Annotated in this window: 20 protein-coding genes and 1 pseudogene; 9 read left to right on the top strand and 12 right to left on the bottom strand. The window is 70.3% G+C overall.

Annotated features, from left to right (window positions below):
• Positions 1-156: 156 nt before the first annotated feature.
• Together ACIRHA_RS02895 and ACIRHA_RS02890 are read left to right on the top strand one after the other, a co-directional pair.
• Positions 157-492: an ArsR/SmtB family transcription factor gene (locus ACIRHA_RS02895; protein WP_403839150.1), complete on the top strand. Its 336-nt coding sequence runs from the start codon at positions 157-159 to the stop codon at positions 490-492.
• The gene (locus ACIRHA_RS02890; RefSeq protein WP_403839148.1) at positions 489-881 is read left to right on the top strand and encodes a VOC family protein; all 393 of its coding nucleotides are present in this window, start codon (positions 489-491) and stop codon (positions 879-881) included. Before ACIRHA_RS02895 ends, ACIRHA_RS02890 begins: the two co-directional genes overlap by 4 nt.
• A gap of 36 nt (positions 882-917) precedes the next feature.
• Here the strand turns inward: ACIRHA_RS02890 and ACIRHA_RS02885 are convergent, their stop codons facing one another.
• On the bottom strand, positions 918-1,349 hold the full coding sequence (locus ACIRHA_RS02885) for a DUF3592 domain-containing protein (RefSeq protein WP_403839146.1): 432 nt from the start codon (positions 1,347-1,349) through the stop codon (positions 918-920).
• Between the two features lie 123 nt (positions 1,350-1,472).
• On the bottom strand, positions 1,473-2,993 hold the full coding sequence (locus tag ACIRHA_RS02880; protein ID WP_403839144.1) for a SulP family inorganic anion transporter: 1,521 nt from the start codon (positions 2,991-2,993) through the stop codon (positions 1,473-1,475).
• Between the two features lie 179 nt (positions 2,994-3,172).
• Here ACIRHA_RS02880 and ACIRHA_RS02875 point away from each other — a divergent pair, with 179 nt between their 5' ends.
• Complete coding sequence (locus ACIRHA_RS02875) at positions 3,173-3,577, top strand: MerR family transcriptional regulator (RefSeq protein ID WP_403839142.1); 405 nt, start codon at positions 3,173-3,175, stop codon at positions 3,575-3,577.
• 65 nt (positions 3,578-3,642) lie between these two features.
• On the top strand, positions 3,643-4,146 hold the full coding sequence (locus tag ACIRHA_RS02870) for a DinB family protein (RefSeq protein ID WP_403839140.1): 504 nt from the start codon (positions 3,643-3,645) through the stop codon (positions 4,144-4,146).
• 3 nt (positions 4,147-4,149) lie between these two features.
• On the opposite strand, the gene ACIRHA_RS02865 is transcribed toward ACIRHA_RS02870, so the two are convergent.
• From ACIRHA_RS02865 to ACIRHA_RS02830, 8 genes are all read right to left on the bottom strand, one after another.
• Positions 4,150-5,013, bottom strand: coding sequence for a GNAT family N-acetyltransferase (locus ACIRHA_RS02865; RefSeq protein WP_403839138.1), 864 nt, complete (start codon positions 5,011-5,013; stop codon positions 4,150-4,152).
• 97 nt (positions 5,014-5,110) lie between these two features.
• Positions 5,111-5,773 carry a GntR family transcriptional regulator gene (locus ACIRHA_RS02860; protein ID WP_403839137.1) on the bottom strand — a complete coding sequence of 221 codons (663 nt, stop codon included), beginning with the start codon at positions 5,771-5,773 and terminating at the stop codon, positions 5,111-5,113.
• 114 nt (positions 5,774-5,887) lie between these two features.
• Positions 5,888-6,934: an LLM class flavin-dependent oxidoreductase gene (locus ACIRHA_RS02855; protein ID WP_403839135.1), complete on the bottom strand. Its 1,047-nt coding sequence runs from the start codon at positions 6,932-6,934 to the stop codon at positions 5,888-5,890.
• The gene (locus ACIRHA_RS02850; RefSeq protein ID WP_403839133.1) at positions 6,931-7,155 is read right to left on the bottom strand and encodes a 4-oxalocrotonate tautomerase family protein; all 225 of its coding nucleotides are present in this window, start codon (positions 7,153-7,155) and stop codon (positions 6,931-6,933) included. The genes ACIRHA_RS02855 and ACIRHA_RS02850 overlap by 4 nt, the downstream gene beginning before the upstream one ends.
• A gap of 8 nt (positions 7,156-7,163) precedes the next feature.
• The gene (locus ACIRHA_RS02845) at positions 7,164-8,660 is read right to left on the bottom strand and encodes an aldehyde dehydrogenase (RefSeq protein ID WP_403839131.1); all 1,497 of its coding nucleotides are present in this window, start codon (positions 8,658-8,660) and stop codon (positions 7,164-7,166) included.
• Entirely contained in the window at positions 8,653-9,444 is a 792-nt protein-coding gene (locus ACIRHA_RS02840) for an alpha/beta fold hydrolase (protein ID WP_403839129.1), read from the bottom strand. Before ACIRHA_RS02840 ends, ACIRHA_RS02845 begins: the two co-directional genes overlap by 8 nt.
• Before the next feature lie 8 nt (positions 9,445-9,452).
• Positions 9,453-10,004: an amino acid synthesis family protein gene (locus ACIRHA_RS02835; RefSeq protein ID WP_403839127.1), complete on the bottom strand. Its 552-nt coding sequence runs from the start codon at positions 10,002-10,004 to the stop codon at positions 9,453-9,455.
• Positions 10,001-10,642 carry an amino acid synthesis family protein gene (locus ACIRHA_RS02830; protein ID WP_403839125.1) on the bottom strand — a complete coding sequence of 214 codons (642 nt, stop codon included), beginning with the start codon at positions 10,640-10,642 and terminating at the stop codon, positions 10,001-10,003. Before ACIRHA_RS02830 ends, ACIRHA_RS02835 begins: the two co-directional genes overlap by 4 nt.
• A 206-nt stretch (positions 10,643-10,848) precedes the next feature.
• Here ACIRHA_RS02830 and ACIRHA_RS02825 point away from each other — a divergent pair, with 206 nt between their 5' ends.
• The 3 genes from ACIRHA_RS02825 to ACIRHA_RS02815 all read left to right on the top strand — a co-directional run bounded on the left by ACIRHA_RS02825 (position 10,849) and on the right by ACIRHA_RS02815 (position 13,774).
• The gene (locus ACIRHA_RS02825; RefSeq protein ID WP_403839123.1) at positions 10,849-11,778 is read left to right on the top strand and encodes a flavin reductase; all 930 of its coding nucleotides are present in this window, start codon (positions 10,849-10,851) and stop codon (positions 11,776-11,778) included.
• A 40-nt stretch (positions 11,779-11,818) separates the two neighbouring features.
• Positions 11,819-13,300, top strand: a complete 1,482-nt coding sequence (locus ACIRHA_RS02820; protein ID WP_403839121.1) for a purine-cytosine permease family protein — start codon at positions 11,819-11,821, stop codon at positions 13,298-13,300.
• A 99-nt stretch (positions 13,301-13,399) separates the two neighbouring features.
• Positions 13,400-13,774: a VOC family protein gene (locus ACIRHA_RS02815; RefSeq protein WP_403839119.1), complete on the top strand. Its 375-nt coding sequence runs from the start codon at positions 13,400-13,402 to the stop codon at positions 13,772-13,774.
• Positions 13,775-13,799: 25 nt separating this feature from the next.
• Here ACIRHA_RS02815 and ACIRHA_RS02810 read toward each other — a convergent pair whose 3' ends face one another.
• The gene (locus ACIRHA_RS02810) at positions 13,800-14,405 is read right to left on the bottom strand and encodes a CatB-related O-acetyltransferase (RefSeq protein ID WP_403842062.1); all 606 of its coding nucleotides are present in this window, start codon (positions 14,403-14,405) and stop codon (positions 13,800-13,802) included.
• Between the two features lie 164 nt (positions 14,406-14,569).
• Between ACIRHA_RS02810 and ACIRHA_RS02805 the strand changes: the two genes are divergently transcribed.
• Positions 14,570-15,607, top strand: coding sequence for a Gfo/Idh/MocA family protein (locus tag ACIRHA_RS02805; protein WP_403839117.1), 1,038 nt, complete (start codon positions 14,570-14,572; stop codon positions 15,605-15,607).
• Between the two features lie 35 nt (positions 15,608-15,642).
• Here the strand turns inward: ACIRHA_RS02805 and ACIRHA_RS02800 are convergent, their stop codons facing one another.
• Positions 15,643-15,993, bottom strand: a complete 351-nt coding sequence (locus tag ACIRHA_RS02800; RefSeq protein ID WP_403839115.1) for a DoxX family protein — start codon at positions 15,991-15,993, stop codon at positions 15,643-15,645.
• A 43-nt stretch (positions 15,994-16,036) separates the two neighbouring features.
• Between ACIRHA_RS02800 and ACIRHA_RS02795 the strand changes: the two are divergent.
• Positions 16,037-16,255 (top strand): annotated as a pseudogene (locus ACIRHA_RS02795) (LysR family transcriptional regulator); the annotation flags it as partial.
• Between the last annotated feature and the right edge of the window lie 247 nt (positions 16,256-16,502).

The following is a 16,502-nucleotide window of genomic DNA, read 5'->3' as shown; positions in this document are numbered from 1 at the left end:
TGCGACGACCGAGGTGGCGGCCGGGGCCTTTGGCCTCACGGGGCATGCACCCCGGCCGCTTCGCCGCGTTCGAGGAGAAGGTGGCGGTGCGCCGGCAGTGACCTGCCCGGACTCTTCCGGTTGATAGGCAAGCGAACACTTGCCTATGCTGGCGTCGTGGCCGATGACCTGTTCAAAGCCTTGGCCGACCCCACCCGCCGCACGATCCTCGACGAGCTGACGCAGAGGTCGGGGCAGACCCTGTTCGAGATCTGCTCCCGGCTGACCATGAAGCATCAGCTGAACCTGTCCAGGCAGGCCGTCTCCCAGCACCTCGCCGTGCTGGAGGCGGCCGGACTCGTCGAGGCCAGGCGGGAGGGCCGCTACAAGTTCCACGAGCTGAACACCGCACCGCTGCGCCAGATATCGGAGCGGTGGCTCACGCCAGCAGCCCCTGCACAGGACCCACAGGACCCGCAGGACCCACAGGACCCGGAAGAGAGCACCCCATGAAGATCCACATGACCAGCGTCTTCGTCGACGACCAGGCCAAGGCGGCGCACTTCTACACCGAGATCCTCGGCTTCAAGACGAAGCACGACGTGGATCTGGGCGAGGGCGTTCGCTGGCTGACCGTCGTGTCGTCCGAGGAGCCCGACGCCGCCGAGCTGCTCCTTGAGCCCTCCGGCCACCCGGCCGTCAAGCCCTACCGGGACGCGCTGATCGCGGACGGCATCCCACTCGCCCAGTTCGCCGTCGACGACGTACAGGCCGAGTACGAGCGGCTGACCGCGCTCGGCGTGCACTTCACCCAAGAGCCCCTCGACATGGGCCCGGTCACGACCGCCGTGCTCGACGACACCTGCGGCAACCTCATTCAGATCGCGACGGAACCCAAGTAGCCGATCCGGCTCGTACCGCGGGCACGGCCGGCGCACTCACCGCACCGGCTGTGCCCGCAACCGCCCTCGTACGATGGCGATCACCGCGCCGATGGCCGCGACGAACAGTCCGATCCCCCCGAAGATGAGCGGCAGCAGCCACAGCGACAGGAACCCGTCGATCTTCGCGTCCTGCGGGGAATCGGCCCGGTAGAGCACCTCGACGCGCTCGCCCTGCTCGTACGCGGGCGGGTTGGAGCCCGTCGAGCTGTGGAACGTCCGGCGGACGCCGTCCGCCGTGGCGAACTCGACCACCGGATACGCGGCGGGCTCGTCGCGGTGGCGGGACTTGCCGGACGTACGGATTTCACCGCCGCGCCACTCGATGCCCACCACGGTGCCCTCGGTTCGCCGCGCGTCCTGCAGCAGCGAGATCGACGACCACGCCAGGATCAGCCCGACGATCACGAACACCCCGCCGAACGCCATCACTCCCAGCGGAACCCACCTCGGAACATTCCGCCCCTGCACCTGAACCCGCACCGTCCACTCTCCTTTGCCCCGAAGACCCGAAGACCCAAAGGGAGCGACGCTATCGCAACGCGTCGAACCTCAATTGCCGCCGGTGAGTTCGCCGCTCAGCTTTGCGTGCAGGGCCGCGCTGTCCGGATTGAAGCCGACGATCTCGACACTCTTGCCGCGCTCCGCGTACTTGGTCTCGATCGCGTCGAGCGCGGCGACGGACGAGGCGTCCCACACGTGCGTCGCGGAGAGGTCGATGACGACCTCGTCGGGGTCACCGGCGTAGTCGAACCGCGTCACCAGGTCGTTGGACGAGGCGAAGAAGAGCTCGCCGGTGACCGAGTAGACGACCTGGCCTCCGTCGGGGTCGGTGACCGAGGTGACGTTCGCGACGTGGGCGACCCGCCGGGCGAAGACGACCATCGCGGTGACCGAGCCGACGACGACGCCGATCGCGAGGTTGCTGGTGGCCACCACGACCACGACCGTCAGCACCATCACCACGATCTCGCCCGCCGGCATCCGCTTCAGCGTCTTCGGTGCGATGGAGTGCCAGTCGAAGGTCGCGAAGCACACCATCACCATGACGGCGACCAGGGCGCCCATCGGGATCTCGGAGACGATGGGCCCGAAGACCACGCACAGCACCATCAGGAACACGCCCGCGAGGAACGTGGACAGCCGGGTCCTGGCCCCTGACACCTTTACGTTGATCATCGTCTGCCCGATCATGGCGCAGCCGCCCATGCCACCGAAGAAGCCGGTGACGATGTTGGCGATGCCCTGCCCGATCGACTCGCGGGTCTTGGAGGAGCGGCTGTCGGTGATCTCGTCGACCAGCTTCGCCGTCATCAGGGACTCCATGAGCCCCACCAGGGCCATGGCGAGCGCGTACGGGGCGATGATCTTCAGGGTCTCGAAGGTGAACGGCACGTCCGGCAGCCCCGGCACCGGCAGGGAGGACGGCAGCTCGCCCTTGTCCCCGACAGTCGGCACCGCGATTCCGGCAGCGACCGTGATGACAGTCAGGATGACGATGGAGACAAGCGGCGCCGGGACCACCTTGGTGACCTTCGGGAAGAACACCATCAGCGCGAGCCCGCCGATGATCAGCGGATAGACGGCCCACGGCACGTCCGTCATCTCGGGCACCTGTGCCATGAAGATCATGATGGCGAGGGCGTTGACGAAGCCGACCATCACGCTGCGCGGCACGAACCGCATCAGCTTCGCCACCCCGAGCGCGCCGAGGACGATCTGGAACACACCGGCCAGGATCACCGCGGCGACGAGATAACCGAACCCGTGCTCCCGGTTGAGCGGCGCGATCACCAGCGCGACGGCGCCGGTGGCCGCCGAGATCATGGCGCGCCGACCGCCGACGACGGAGATGGTCACGGCCATGGTGAACGCGGCGAACAGACCGATCTGCGGGTCGACCCCGGCGATGACCGAGAACGAGATCGCCTCGGGGATCAGCGCGAGCCCCACCACGAGCCCGCCCAGGATCTCGGTGCGCCACACCTTCGGGTCGGACCACCAGTCGGGGCGGCGCAGGCGCCACGGCCGGGCGGCCGGGGACGGGACGGAAGGCGCGGAGGAGGGGGACAAGAGAAAGTAACCTGTCGTGGTCGGGGCACACCGCCGTCACGCGGCCTGTGCGTACGAAAAGGACGGGCGGCGCACGGCCGACCCTGACGACCAGCAACTCTACCCTGACGTTAGGGTAGAGATCGGCGTCACCAACTGTGGCCTCGGTGACACCACGTAGACACGGAGAAGGGCGCCGCGTGAGCAGCGAGCACATGCAGATCGGCGAGGTCGCCACGCGGACCGAGCTGTCGTTGCGCACCATCCGGCACTACGAGGAGACGGGCCTCGTCATCCCGTCCGCCCGCTCGCAGGGCGGCTTCCGCCTCTACACCGAGCATGACGTGGCCCGCCTGATGGTGATCCGCCGCATGAAGCCGCTCGGTTTCACCCTCGACCAGATGCGGGACCTGCTGGACGCCACGGACCGCCTCGACGCGAGCCCACCACCCGAGGGCGCCGAGCGCGAGCAACTCCTGGACCGCGTACGCCACTTCGAGCAGGCGGCGGCCGACCGAGTCGCGGACCTGCGCAAACAGCTTGGTCGCGCGGAGGAGTTCGCGGGCACGCTGCGGGAGCGTCTGGGCGGGGCCGGGACGGCGTAGCCGAGCCCCCGCGCCGGCGGTGAAATCCGCTGCCCGGGCCTGCCGCCGCGTGCTTGGATCACACCATGACACGCACCGACATGCCGCCGTCCTGGGACGGGCGCACGATGCTCACGACCTTCCTCGACTACGCGCGCGCCACGGCCGTCGCCAAGTGCGCCGACCTCGCCCCCGAGCACGGGGGCGCGGCGCCGCTGCCCGGTTCGCCGCTCATGACACTGGGCGGCCTGATCAACCACCTTCGGTGGGTCGAGTACCACTGGATCCAGGTGATCTTCCTCGGCGAGGAGGACGCGGGCCCGTGGACGGACGAGGACCCGGACCGCGAGATGCGGCTCGGCGCGCGGACCCCCGTCCGCCAACTCGTCGCCGAGTACGAGGAGCAGAGCGCCCGCTACCGTCGGCTGGTCGCGGACACGGACCTGTCGGCGACGGCGAAGCGCCCGGTCAGGGACGGCACCCATGTCACCCTCGGCTGGATCCTGATGCACCTGGTCGAGGAGACCTCGCGGCACAACGGGCACATCGACATCCTGCGGGAGATGGCCGACGGCGTGGTGGGTGACTGAGGTCTAAGGTCTGCTGCGGTCCCTGACCTCGGGCCACGACCGGAAGCCCGCCGCCTTGTAGGTGGCGACCGCCGCGGTGTTGGCGCTCGGTGTGCCCACGAGGGCGCTGGACGCGCCGAGTTCGCGGAGTGCGGCCGCCGCGGCGAGGCAGATCGCCGCCCCGTGTCCACGGCCGCGGTGATCCCGGTGCACACCCATCGGTTCGAGCAGCCCGGGCCGCCCCGGCCCCGCCGACCACACCGTCACCGCCGCCACGGCCGCGCCCTCGTCGTCGTACGCGAGCAGACACCGCGCCTGCGCGTACGGCGCCCCGGCCGCCATCGCGTGCCACCGCGCCCCGTCGAACGCCGACCCGTCGAACGCCGACCGGTGCACGGCGGCGTACGCGTCCGCCCGGTCGGGCCCCGCCACCTCGATGCGCACGGCAGGGGGCCGGACCGGTTCGGTGAGATCGCGGCGCAGCGGCGTCCACGCCTCACCGGTGCGCCAGCCGGCAGCGGCCAGGAGGTCGTGCAGCAGCACGCCCCGCGGAGCCTCGATATCGACCGGCCCCTCGGGCAGCACCCCGCGCTTCGGATCGCCCACATCGGCGAGCAACTGCCGTGCCAGTTCTACGTCTTGGTGGGCGTCGGGCGCGAGGGTCAGCCGCAGCAGGGTGGGGCCGTCCAGGAGCCCGACGGCAACCACACGCCCACCGCGCCGCCAGGCCCGCACGCTCGCGGCGGTGCGCTCCGCTCCGGTCCTCCAGTACCAGCCCAGGTCGCCGGGGTGCAGCTGCATGGGCGCCGTGTCGTGCTGCCACGCGCGCAGCGCGTCGACGGCCTCGTCAAGCTCGTCGACGCCAGGTGTCCTCAACTCGATGGCCATGCTGCCGATGACACACCACGGGAGCCCGTGCCCGCACCTGAATTCCGCCGACGCCATCGACTGCCGCCCCCGCCGGATACGGACCCCCGAACCGCCGTCAGTCCTTGAACCGGTCGTCGTCCATCCCCGCCATGAGCGCCTGATGGCTGCGTCGCACGTGTTCGCGCATCACGCGCTCCGCGCCGTCGCCGTCCTTGGCGCGGATGAGGTCGAGTACGCGGTGGTGCTCGTGGTCGGACTCGGTGAGTCGGCCCGGCTGGGAGAGGGAGGTGCGCACCAGGCGGGCGTAGGCGAGCTGGTTCATCAGGGTGCGGTAGTGGGCCTCCAGCTTGGAGTTGTCCGCCCCGACCATGATCAGCTCGTGGAAGTCGTGCACCAGCTTCTCGTACTGCTCCGAGTCGCCGGCGCGCACCGCGTCGTCGGCGGCGCTCATGTTGGCGGCGAGCCGTTCCACCTCGGGAACGTTGCCACGGAAGGCGAGGAGGCGGGCCGCCGCGCCTTCGAGGAGTTCCTTCATCTGGAAGAGCTCGGTGATCTCGCGGCGCGAGGGGACGGCGACGAACGTGCCGACCCGCGGGCGCACCTCCACCAGCCCCTCGATCTGGAGCTGCTTGAGCGCCTCGCGGATCGGGGTGCGGCTGACGCCGAAGGTCTGCGACAGCGTCATCTCGGAGAGGCTGGAGCGTGGCGGCAGCTCTCCACTGATGATCATCCGGCGCAGCTCTTCGGCGACCTTCGCCTGCATGCTGGTCTGTTGCATGGCACGGGAACCTAGTCTGCTGGGTTGTCCAGCGTCAATTGACAGGGATTCACTGACAGGGGTTCGCGGAATTGCCATGCAAGCGTCCGGGCAATGCCGTGGCGGTGCTGCCTCCTACTGGAAGGCGGGGACGACCTCCTTGATGAACAGCTTGAGCGACTCGCGCTTCTCCTCGTGCGAGAGCGTGTTGTCGATCCAGAAGCTGTACTCGTCGACGCCCAGCTCCTCGTAGCCGCGCAGCCGCTCGATCACCTCGGCGGGCGTGCCGATCATCGCGGTCCTGCGCAGGGCCTCCGGCGCGAACTCGGGGCGCTCGGCGAACTTCTCCTCGGGGCTCGGCTCCAGGAAGCCGTTGACCGGGGCGTTCTTGTTGCCGAACCAGGCGTCGAAGGTCCGGTAGAACTTGTTGATGCCCTCGGCCGCCGGGCGCCAGCCCTCCGGGTCCTCGGGCGCGTGCACGTGGGTGTGGCGCAGCACCATGATGTCGGGGCGCCGCTCGACCTCGGGGTGGTTGGCCACGGCAGTGTCGAACTTCTCCTTGAGCGCGGCCACCTCCTCGTCGCCCTTCATCAGCGGGGTCACCATGACGTTGCAGCCCTGCGAGACGGCGAAGTCGTGTGACGAGGGGTCGCGGGCGGCGACCCACATCGGCGGGGTCGGCTGCTGCACCGGCTTGGGCACGCTGGTCGACGTCGGGAACTGCCAGATCTCGCCTTCGTGCGCGTAGTCTCCCTGCCACAACGCCCGTACGGCGGGGACGAGTTCACGCAGGTGCTTGCCGCCGTCGGAGGCCTTCAGGCCGTCCGCGAGGCGGTCGAACTCGATCTGGTAGGCGCCGCGGGCGATGCCGACCTCGGCGCGGCCGTTGCTGATCACGTCGAGCAGCGCGGTCTCCCCCGCGGCCCGGACCGGGTGCCAGAACGGGGCGATGATGGTGCCCGCGCCGAGCCGGATGGTGTCGGTCTTCGCCGCCAGGTGGGCCAGGATCGGCATCGGGCTGGGCGAGATCGTGTACTCCATGGCGTGGTGCTCGCCGACCCACACCGTGCTGAACCCGCCGGCCTCGGCCATCTGCGTCAGCTCGGTGAGGTTCTCGAAGAGTTCGCGGTGGGTGGTGCTCTCGTCCCAGCGCTCCATGTGCACGAACAGCGAAAACCTCATGACAGCTCCCTCTCTGCGGTGGTGCGGGTGGCCGCGCGCATCTCGGCGATGGTGGTGTCGCCGGTGGCCCAGTGCGTCGCGGGCACCTCGTGGACGACGATCCGGATGTACTCGGGCCGTGTGTCGATCGAGCGCAGCACGGCCTCATGGACCTCGTGCTGCAGGGTCCTGATCTGCTCGGGGGTGCGGCCCTCGGCGAGCGTGACGGTGATCTGTGGCATGGCGGCCCTCAGCTCCGCATCGTGAACGGATCGGCCACGGGCTCCTCGCTCGTGTTGATCCATACGCTCTTGAGCCGGGTGTACTCCTTGATGGTCTCGGTGCCGTGCTCGACGCCGACGCCGCTGGCCTTGAAGCCCTGGCGCGGGGACATCGGGGACATGGCCCGGTAGGTGTTGACCCAGACCGTGCCCGCGTCGAGGCGGCCCGCGACCCGGTGGGCGCGGGACAGGTTGGTGGTCCAGATCCCGGCAGCCAGGCCGTACTGGGTGTCATTGGCGAGGCCGACGACCTCGTCCTCGGTGTCGAAGGGCATGATCGCGACGACCGGGCCGAAGATCTCCTCGCGGACCACACGCATGCTGTTGTCGACGTCGACCAGGACGGTCGGCTCGTAGAAGCAGCCGCCCGTGCCGCCGTCGGTGGGCGCGCCGCCGGTCAGCACGCGGGCGCCCTCCTCGCGGCCGAGGTCGACGTAGGCGGCGACCTTGTCGCGCTGCGCCTCGAAGGCGAGCGGGCCGAGTTCGGTGGCCTCGTCCAGGGGGTCGCCGATGCGGATGGACTTGGCGCGCTCGCAGACCCGCTCCAGCAGCTCGTCATAGACGGAGCGGTGGGCGAAGACGCGGCTGCCTGCGATGCAGGTCTGCCCGGCCGCGGCGAAGACACCGGCGATGACACCCATGGCGGCGTTCGGCACGTCCGCGTCCTCGAAGACGATCTGCGGGGACTTTCCGCCGAGTTCGAGGGTGGAGCCGATGAAGCGGCCCGCGGCCGACGCGGCGATCTTCGATCCGGTCGCCGTGGAGCCGGTGAAGGAGATCTTGGCGAGGTCCTCGTGGTCGACGAGGGGCTCTCCCGCTTCGGCGCCGTACCCGGTGACGACGTTGACGACGCCGGGCGGGAAGCCGGCCTCCAGGGCGAGCTGCGCCAGGCGCAGGCCACTGGCCGAGGTGTACTCGGAAGGCTTGACGACCACCGTGTTGCCCGCGCACAGGGCGGGGGCCAGCTTGCTGGTGGTCAGGGTCAGCGGCGAGTTCCACGGCGTGATCGCGCCGACGACGCCGAGGGGCTCGCGCGCCGTGTAGTTGAGGACGGCGCGGTCGGAGGTGGGGATCGTCTCGCCGTGGATCTTGTCGGCGAGGCCCGCGTAGTAGTGGAAGTACTCGGGGAGCGAGGCGAGTTGGCCGCGCATCTCGCGCAGCAGCTTGCCGTTGTCCCGCGACTCCATGAGGGCGAGTTCCTCGGCGTTCTCGGCGATCAGCTCGCCGAGGCGGCGCAGGAGGTGGCCCCGCTTGGTTTGGTTGAGGTCGCGCCAGGCCGGGTCCTCGAAGGCGGCGCGCGCGGCGGCGACGGCCTTGTCGATGTCGGCGGCGGTGCCGCGGGCGGCGCGGTAGAGGGTGCGTCCTGTGGCCGGGTCGGTGCTGTCGAAGTACTCACCGGCGGCGGGCTCGACCCACCTGCCGCCGATGAAGTGCTTCCAGGTCGTGAGCGTCGTGGGCTCAGACATGTGCGGTGTCTCCATGTGCGCTCTCGTCGGTGTGCTGTGCGCTCTGTGTGTCGATGTGCTGTGCGCTCTGCGTGAGGAAGGTCGTGAGGGCCTCGGTGAACACCTCCGGGCGCTCGACGGGCAGCATGTGCCGCGCCCCGGGCACGATCACGGCCCGGCAGGAGGGCAGCGCCGCGGCGAGCCGGTGTGTCATCTCCGGAGTGGAGCCGGGATCGTTCTCGCCGGTCACGGCGAGCGCGGGCACGGTGATGTCACCGAGGCGCGGGCCGAGCTCGGCGTCGGCTCCCGCGAACACCCGGTAGCAGCCGAGGAAGGAGTCGACGTCGTTGGCGCTCAGCGTGGCCCGCGTCCGGTCGATGACCTCGTCCGGCACGGTGGTGCCCGCGTACCAGCGCTCGATGGACGCCGCGGTGCTCGCCGCGAAGTTCTTCTCTGCGGCTCGCAGCCGGGCCTGGACGGCCGCCCGCTCGTCGGGGGTGCGGCGGCAGACCGAGCTCACCGAGGTGAGCGTGCGCGTCAACTCCGGCCGGTGCAGCGCGAGTTGCTGGGCGACCAGGGCGCCGAGCGAGAACCCGACCAGGTGCGAGCCTGCCGGGATCTGCCCGGCGACCCCGTCGGCGAGCTCCGCCAGGGTCACGTCGCCGCGCACCGGCGGGCGGGCGCCGTGCCCCGGCAGGTCGATCGCGATCACCGTGAACCGGTCGGCCAGCAGGGCGGTGACGGGCTCCCACATGGTGCGGTCGAGGCCGACGCCGTGCAGGAGGACGAGGGGCGGCTTGTCCATGGCGGTGCCTACTGCTCGGTGGCGAGCGGGGCGAGGCGGGCCTGCGGGCGGCCCTGGGCCGCGGCGGCGAGGCCGATGACGATCTCGTCGGCGCGCGGGCCGTCCGGGACCCGTACCTCGATGCTCTGGTGGTGGGAGCGGATGGTGGCGTCGGTGATGTGCTTGAGCGGGATGTCGAAGACACCTCCGGCGGCCGCGCGCTTCTCCACGGCCGGGAGCAGCGTGGTGGCGTTCGCCGCCTTGCGGAAGTGGTCGCCGAACTTCAGCGTGTGGATCAGGGCGCTGCCGTGCTCCACCTCACCGTCGAGGCCGACGATGGCGGCCTTCCCGTACGCCTCGACGGGCGCGCCGAGCGCCTCCACGACGCGCGGCGCGAGCAGCTCGCCGAGCTGGGGCGCCACCTCGTCGATGCCGGGCATCAGATCGGTGACGAAGCCCTGGCCGGCCCACGGGTTCTCGATCACGGCGAGGACGACCGCGGTGCGCGCCACCGAGTCGACGGGGCGGCCGCCCTCGGCGTGGATGTCTTCGACGTAGGTCAGGATCTTGCGGAGGTTCATCGGGCGGTCTCCAAGTCGGCGAGGCGGACCACGGGGTCCTGGCGGCGGTCTCCGATACGGGCGTTGGGGCGCGGCCCCGAGGCGGCGGCGGCCACGACGACGATCTCGTCGGGGCGCGGTGCGTCCGGCACCCGGATCTGGACGGTCTGGTAGTGGGAGCGGGTGGCGGCGGCGGTCTTGTGCCACACCGGGACGGTCAGCGGCTCGCCGGCCGCGAGCCGGTCGTCGCTGAACACGATGATCGAGGTGCCCTCGGTCAGCTCCCTGAGCACATTGCCGAAGTAGGGGGTGTGAATCAATGCCCCGCCGTGCTCGATCTCCCCGTCGAGCCCGACGACGGCCGCCTTGCCGAACGCCTCGACGTGCCCCACGCCGCCCAGCGTCTCGATCAGCCGGTCGGTGAGGAGGCGGCCGACGCCGGGCGCGACGTCCTCCACCTCGGGCTGCAGGTCGGCGACGAAGCCGCGCCCGGCCCAGGGGTTCTCGATCACGGCGGCCACGGCGACGCGGCGTACGGGAGTCGCGACCGGCCGCCCCAGTTCCAGGAGGACCTCGTCCACCACGGTCACGACCTTGCGCAGTCTGCCTCGTGTGGGCGTGGCCCACAGCTGTTGGCCTGCTGATTGTTGCTGTGCCATGGCAGTGAGGCTAAGAGTGCCCCAGGGAGCCGTCAAGGGGTGCCAGCAAATAGCCACCCCCGACCTGGCACTTTCCAGTAATAGGGCTTTAGGGGCGGCGAATTTCGTCCGAACCATTGACACGGCGGATGCCCGATTCCTACGGTCCACTGCCATACAACAGATCTGCCATGCAAGAGCAGGCCGATCCGATCGATGGAGCCGTCATGTCACTCACCCTGGAACACACCACCGACCGCCCCGCCCGCCTCCGCGCCGCCTGGGACGCGGCCTGGAACCGGGGTGAAGTCGACGCCCTGGACGCCGTGTTGAGCCCCGGCTACGTGCGCCGCCGCGGGCCGGCCGGCACCGCTCAGGACCGCGCCGGGTTCAAGGAGAGCATCAGCGCGGTGCGGGCGGCGTTCCCCGATCTGCAGACGGAGATCGAGGACCTGGTCGTGGACGGGGACCGGCTGGCGGTCCGCTGGCGCAGCACGGGCCGGCACACGGACACGTTCATGGGCGTGCCGCCCACCGGCCGGCCCGTCGAGGTGTCGGGCGCCACGTTCGCCCGCTTCGACGGTGACACCGTCACCGAGGAATCCGTGACCTTCGACTCACGGCAGCTCCTCGAGGCACTCGGCATCATCACGACGGCGCACGAGGCAGCCGTCGAGGCCGACCTGGTCAAGGGGGTGCACCGCAAGTTCATCACCGGTGTCACCGTGGTGACCACGGACGACGACGGGACGCCGAAGGGGCTCGCGGTGAACGCGTTCTCCAGCATCTCGCTGGATCCGCCGATGGTCCTGGTGTGCGTCCAGCGCAGCTCGTCGACACACCCCGCGCTGCACCGTGCCACCCACATCGGCATCAACATCCTCGCGGCAGGACAGCTCGACGTGGCGAAGGTGTTCGCGAGCAAGGGCACCGACAAGTTCACCGCCCTCGACTGGGCGCCCGGCGAGCACGGCGCCCCGCTCCTCGACGGTTCCGCCGCCCAGCTGGAGGTCGAGATCGGGGAGCGCCTGGAGGCCGGAAGTCACACGGTCTTCACCGGACGTGTAGTGTCGGCGAGTCATTCTGACCTCGCCCCGCTCGTCTACAGCGGTGGCGGCTTCTTCGACATCTCGCAGACGGCGCCCCTTCCGTGGTGACTCGCGTCCGCCCCCGCATCCCCGTCCCCCGGAGCACGCCATGACCCATGATTCCCAGGGCCCGCCCGTCTACGGCAGCGCCGTCACCAAGGTCGAGCCGTTCGGTGTCGACCACATCCCCGACAGCGAGCGACACGGTAAACCGAGTTCACAGTTCTTCGTGTGGTTCGCCGCGGGGCTGAACTTCCCGGTCATCCTGCTCGGCTTCAGCGCCGCGTATTTCGGGCTCAGCTTCGCCACCGCCGCCGGCGCGATCGTCGTCGGCGCCGGTGTCGGCGCCGTCCTGATGGCCGTCATGTCCCGCATGGGTGTCCGGCTGGGTGTGCCGCAGCAGATCCAGGCGAGGGGGCCGCTGGGCTTCTTCGGCAACTTCGTGCCCGTCGCCTATATCAACGTGTTCTCCGGTGTGGGCTGGGCGGCCGTCACGGTCATCCTCGGCGGCAAGGCCTTCGCCGAGCTGAGCCACCTGCCGTACTGGCTGTGCGCCCTGCTGCTCACCGTGGTCGAGCTCGTCGTGGCCATCTTCGGCTACAACATGATCAATTTCCTTCAGCGGGCGCTGACGTACGTCCTCACCCCGCTGTTCGTGCTGATCACGGTCGTGGCGGTGGTCCGCGGCGGCAGCCTCTTCGAGGCGAATCCGCACGCGGACGGGTATGTCGGCACGGCGGGCGGCTCGATCACGCTGGGCGGCTGGTTCCTGGCGTTCCTCGTGGCGTGGATGCCCTTCGCCTCCGACTACTCGCGCTACCTGCCCGACACGGCGAAGGTCGTCCGGGAGACCACCTGGTACACCGCCCTCGGCAACTTCCTCACCATCGCCTGGCTCGGCATCCTGGGCGTCGTGGTCGGCGCCTCCGCCTCCAGCGACGACACCATCACCGCCCTGCACCAGCTGATGGGCCCGTTCGCCATCCCGGCCCTCGTGGCCGTGGGTCTGTCCGCCCTGGCCCAGAACTTCCTCAACGTCTACGGCGGCGCGATCTCCGTCCAGACCCTCAAGATCCCCGTGACCCGCACCCAGGCGGTGGCCGGGATCTGCGTCCTTGCCTACGGCATCAGCCTGTGGGGCGCCTCCGGCACGGAGGACAAGTTCAAGGTCTTCCTCAACCTGACCGCGTACTTCATCGCCCCGTTCGCCGCCGTGCTCCTGATCGACTTCTACCTGGGCGGGCGCGGCGACCCCCGCAGGATCGCCGAGCTGTACGACCGCTCCCGGGTGGTCGACTGGGGCCTGGTGGCCTGGGCGGCCGGCGTGCTGGCCTCCGTGCCCTTCTGGGTGTCCGACATCTACACCGGAGCCTTCGCCTCGGCCCACCCGGGAGCCGGTGACCTCAGCATGCTCGTCGCCGCGGGGGTCGCGGTGATCGTGTACCTGTTCACGTACCGGCTGAAGCCGCTGTGGCGACGGGCGGGCGGCGAGAACTCCGACATCGCCGCGGGCACCGGTATCGACACCGGCACCGACGCCGCGGGCGAGCAACTGGCGGACCCCGCACCGGACTTGATCGGCCGCGGCTGACCGCATGCCACCGCGGCGGGTGTGTCCGCCGCGGTGGCGGGTACGACACTTCGCGTGCAGGATGTCGCAGAAGCGGCGAATGAGCGAGGAGTGCCGGAAGTGATTCGAAAACTGCAGGCTGTCGCCCTGGACTGTGCCGACCCCGTACAGCTCGCCGAGTTCTACGCGGAGCTGCTCGGCGGCCGGGTGGTCGTGGACCCCGACGATCCCGACTGGGTCGACGTCGTCGGGTTCGAGGGGACGCCCCTCGCCTGCCAGCGGGTGGACGGGTACGAGGCGCCGCAGTGGCCGGGCCAGGAGCGCCCGCAGCAGATCCACCTCGACTTCGACGTGGACGATCTCGAAGCGGACGAGAAGCGGGTGCTCGCTCTGGGCGCGACGCTCCTCGAGCGGACGGACCAGATCCGTCCCGACACCAATTGGCGGGTCTACGCGGACCCGGCGGGGCACCCCTTCTGTCTCTGCCTGCACTGACCGACGCGGGCCGCGCCACCCCGGTTCACCCGGTCGGCGCGGCCCGCTCCAGGTCGTCGACGCTCCCCGACATGATGTCCCGTACGTGCGCGGTGATGTGCTCCAACGGCCAGTCCCACCACGCCACTTCAAGCAGCCGCTCGATGTCGGCCTCGCTGTACCGGCGGCGGATGACACGGGCCGGGTTGCCGCCGACGATGCCGTAGTCGGGGACGTCGTCGACGACCACGGCCCCCGACGCGATCACCGCCCCGTGCCCGATGCGGACGCCGGGCATCACCATCGCGCCGTAGCCGAACCACACATCGTTGCCGACCACGGTGTCGCCCCGCCCCGGAAGGCCGGTGATGAGGTCGAAGTGCTCGGCCCAGGACCCGCCCATGATCGGGAACGGGAACGTGGAGGGGCCGTCCATCCGGTGGTTGGCCCCGTTCATGACGAACCGCATCCCCTCCCCCAGCGCGCAGAACTTTCCGATGACCAGCTTCTCCGGCCCGTAGTGGTACAGCACGTTGCGGGTCTCGAAGGCGGTCGGGTCGTCCGGGTCGTCGTAGTACGAGAACTCGCCGACCTCGATGAGCGGCGACGTGACCAGGGGCTTGAGGAGGACGACCCGGGGCTGTTCGGGCATCGGGTGCAGCGCGGTCGGGTCGGCGGGAAGGCTCGGTGTCACCGGTCGGCCTTTCTCGGGTACCTGGGGTCGCCGCGAGCGGCCGACCACCCATTGACAGGACATTTGAACAAGGACGATCGTACTCGGGCCAGAAGCAGGCCCCCAGCTCCGTGAGGTGAACGGTGACGTCCGACGAGAAGACCGTGCGCATAGGTGTCATCGGGGCCGGCTGGATCGGCCAGGAGCACATCCGGCGGCTCACCGATGTGATCGTCGGGGCCCGGGTCACCGCGGTGACCGACATCGACGCGGAGCGCGCGGCCGAGGCGGCGCGCCATCCCGGCGCGAGGGTGCACGCCGACGGTGCCTCGCTGATCGCCTCCGAGGACGTCGACGCGGTGCTCGTCACGTCGTGGGGCCCGACCCACGCCGAGCACGTCCTGAACGCCATCGCGGCGGGCAAGCCCGTGTTCTGCGAGAAGCCCCTCGCGACCACTCCCGAGGACTGCCTGAAGATCGTCGAGGCGGAGCGGGCGCACGGCAGCCGGCTGGTCCAGGTCGGCTTCATGCGCCGCTTCGACCAGGGCTACCGGCAGATGAAGGAGGTCATCGACGCGGGCCGGATCGGCACGCCGCTGATGGTGCACTGCGCGCACCGCAACGCCTCGTCCGTGGACTCGTACACCTCCGACATGGCCGCCCTGGACACAGCGGTGCACGAAATCGACGTGCTGCGCTGGCTCCTGGACGACGAGATCGTCTCCGCCCAGGTGATCGTCCCGCGTTCGACGACGCGGAAACTCCCGCACCTCACCGACCCCCAGTTCATGCTCTTCGAGACCGCGCGGGGCGTCCGCATCGACCTGGAGGTCTTCGTCAACTGCCGTTACGGCTACGACATCCAGTGCGAGACGGTCGGCGAGGAGGGCCTCGTACGGCTGCCCGACCCGGCGGCGGTCGGCGTGCGCACGGCGGGCGCGCACAGCACGGCGATCCTGCCGGACTGGACGGGCCGCTTCGCCGACGCCTTCGACACCGAGTTCCGCGAGTGGATCGCGCACCTGACGGCGGGCCGGGCGCCCACGGGCCCCTCCGCCTGGGACGGCTACGCGGCCACGGTCATCACCGGCGCCACCGTCGAGTCCCGCACCTCGGGCCGGGTCGTCACGACGGACATCCCGAAGCGCCCCGACTTCTACGCTCCGGAGAGCCGGCCGTGACAACCGCGCGCGCCGGTGCGGCACGCTGCGCTCACCTACCACCCCACAGCAAGCGTGGCGACCACCGGTGCGAGGTACAGCACCGGAAACGCGACCGTCTTGTAGGAGCGCACCCGCAGCACCGTGATCACCGCCCCGACGAAGTACAGGGCCAGTCCGATCGCGGCCGCGACCCCGATGGCCGGCACGGCAAGCCCGACCAACAGGCCCGCCGCGCCCAGGAGTTTGGCCGCGGCGAGGCGGGGCCACCAGGTCTCCGGGACCCCGTAGGAGACGAGCGGTTCCACGACCAGCCGGTCGGTGCGGCTCACACCGATCGGTCGGCGCCTGGCCGAGGGCCTGCGCCAGGGGCAGGACGCCATCGACGCGGCGATCGCGGAGGCCACCGCCGCCGCCCGCGGTGTCTCCGGCGCGCTCAGCCTCGGAGTGATGGGCGCGCTTGGCCATGAACTGCGCTCCCACATCGGGCACTTCCGCAAGCTGTGCCCCGAATGCGACGTACGGCTGCAGGAGATCCACTTCAGCGATCCGTACGGGCCGCTGCGCCGCGGCGAGGTCGACATGCTTGTGCTGTGGCTGCCGGTCGTCGAGCCCGATGTGACCGTGGGTCCCGTGGTGCTGACGGAGGGCCGGGTCCTCGCGGTGTGGGCGGGGCACGAGCTGTCCGGGCACACGGACGGCTCCATGGAGGATCTGGCGGGGCGCACCGCCCGCGCCGCGATCAGCCCGCTCAACTCTCATGTACTGCGCTATTACCGCCATCCCGGCGTGGAGTTCCTGCGTTCGGGGTGCGCGGCGCGGGGTAGTGACGGCGACGGCCACATGGACGGGAGGAGGCCGTCCGTTTACGCCGCGTGCGGCGGGGCAGGCGCCACGACCGACGAACGTTGCTTGA

The organism is Streptomyces sp. NPDC102360, assembly GCF_044766085.1.
In the GTDB taxonomy this organism is placed as follows: Bacteria; Actinomycetota; Actinomycetes; order Streptomycetales; family Streptomycetaceae; genus Streptomyces.
The sequence above is the reverse complement of the archived record's forward strand: the minus strand, read 5'-3'. Positions and strand labels throughout refer to the sequence as shown.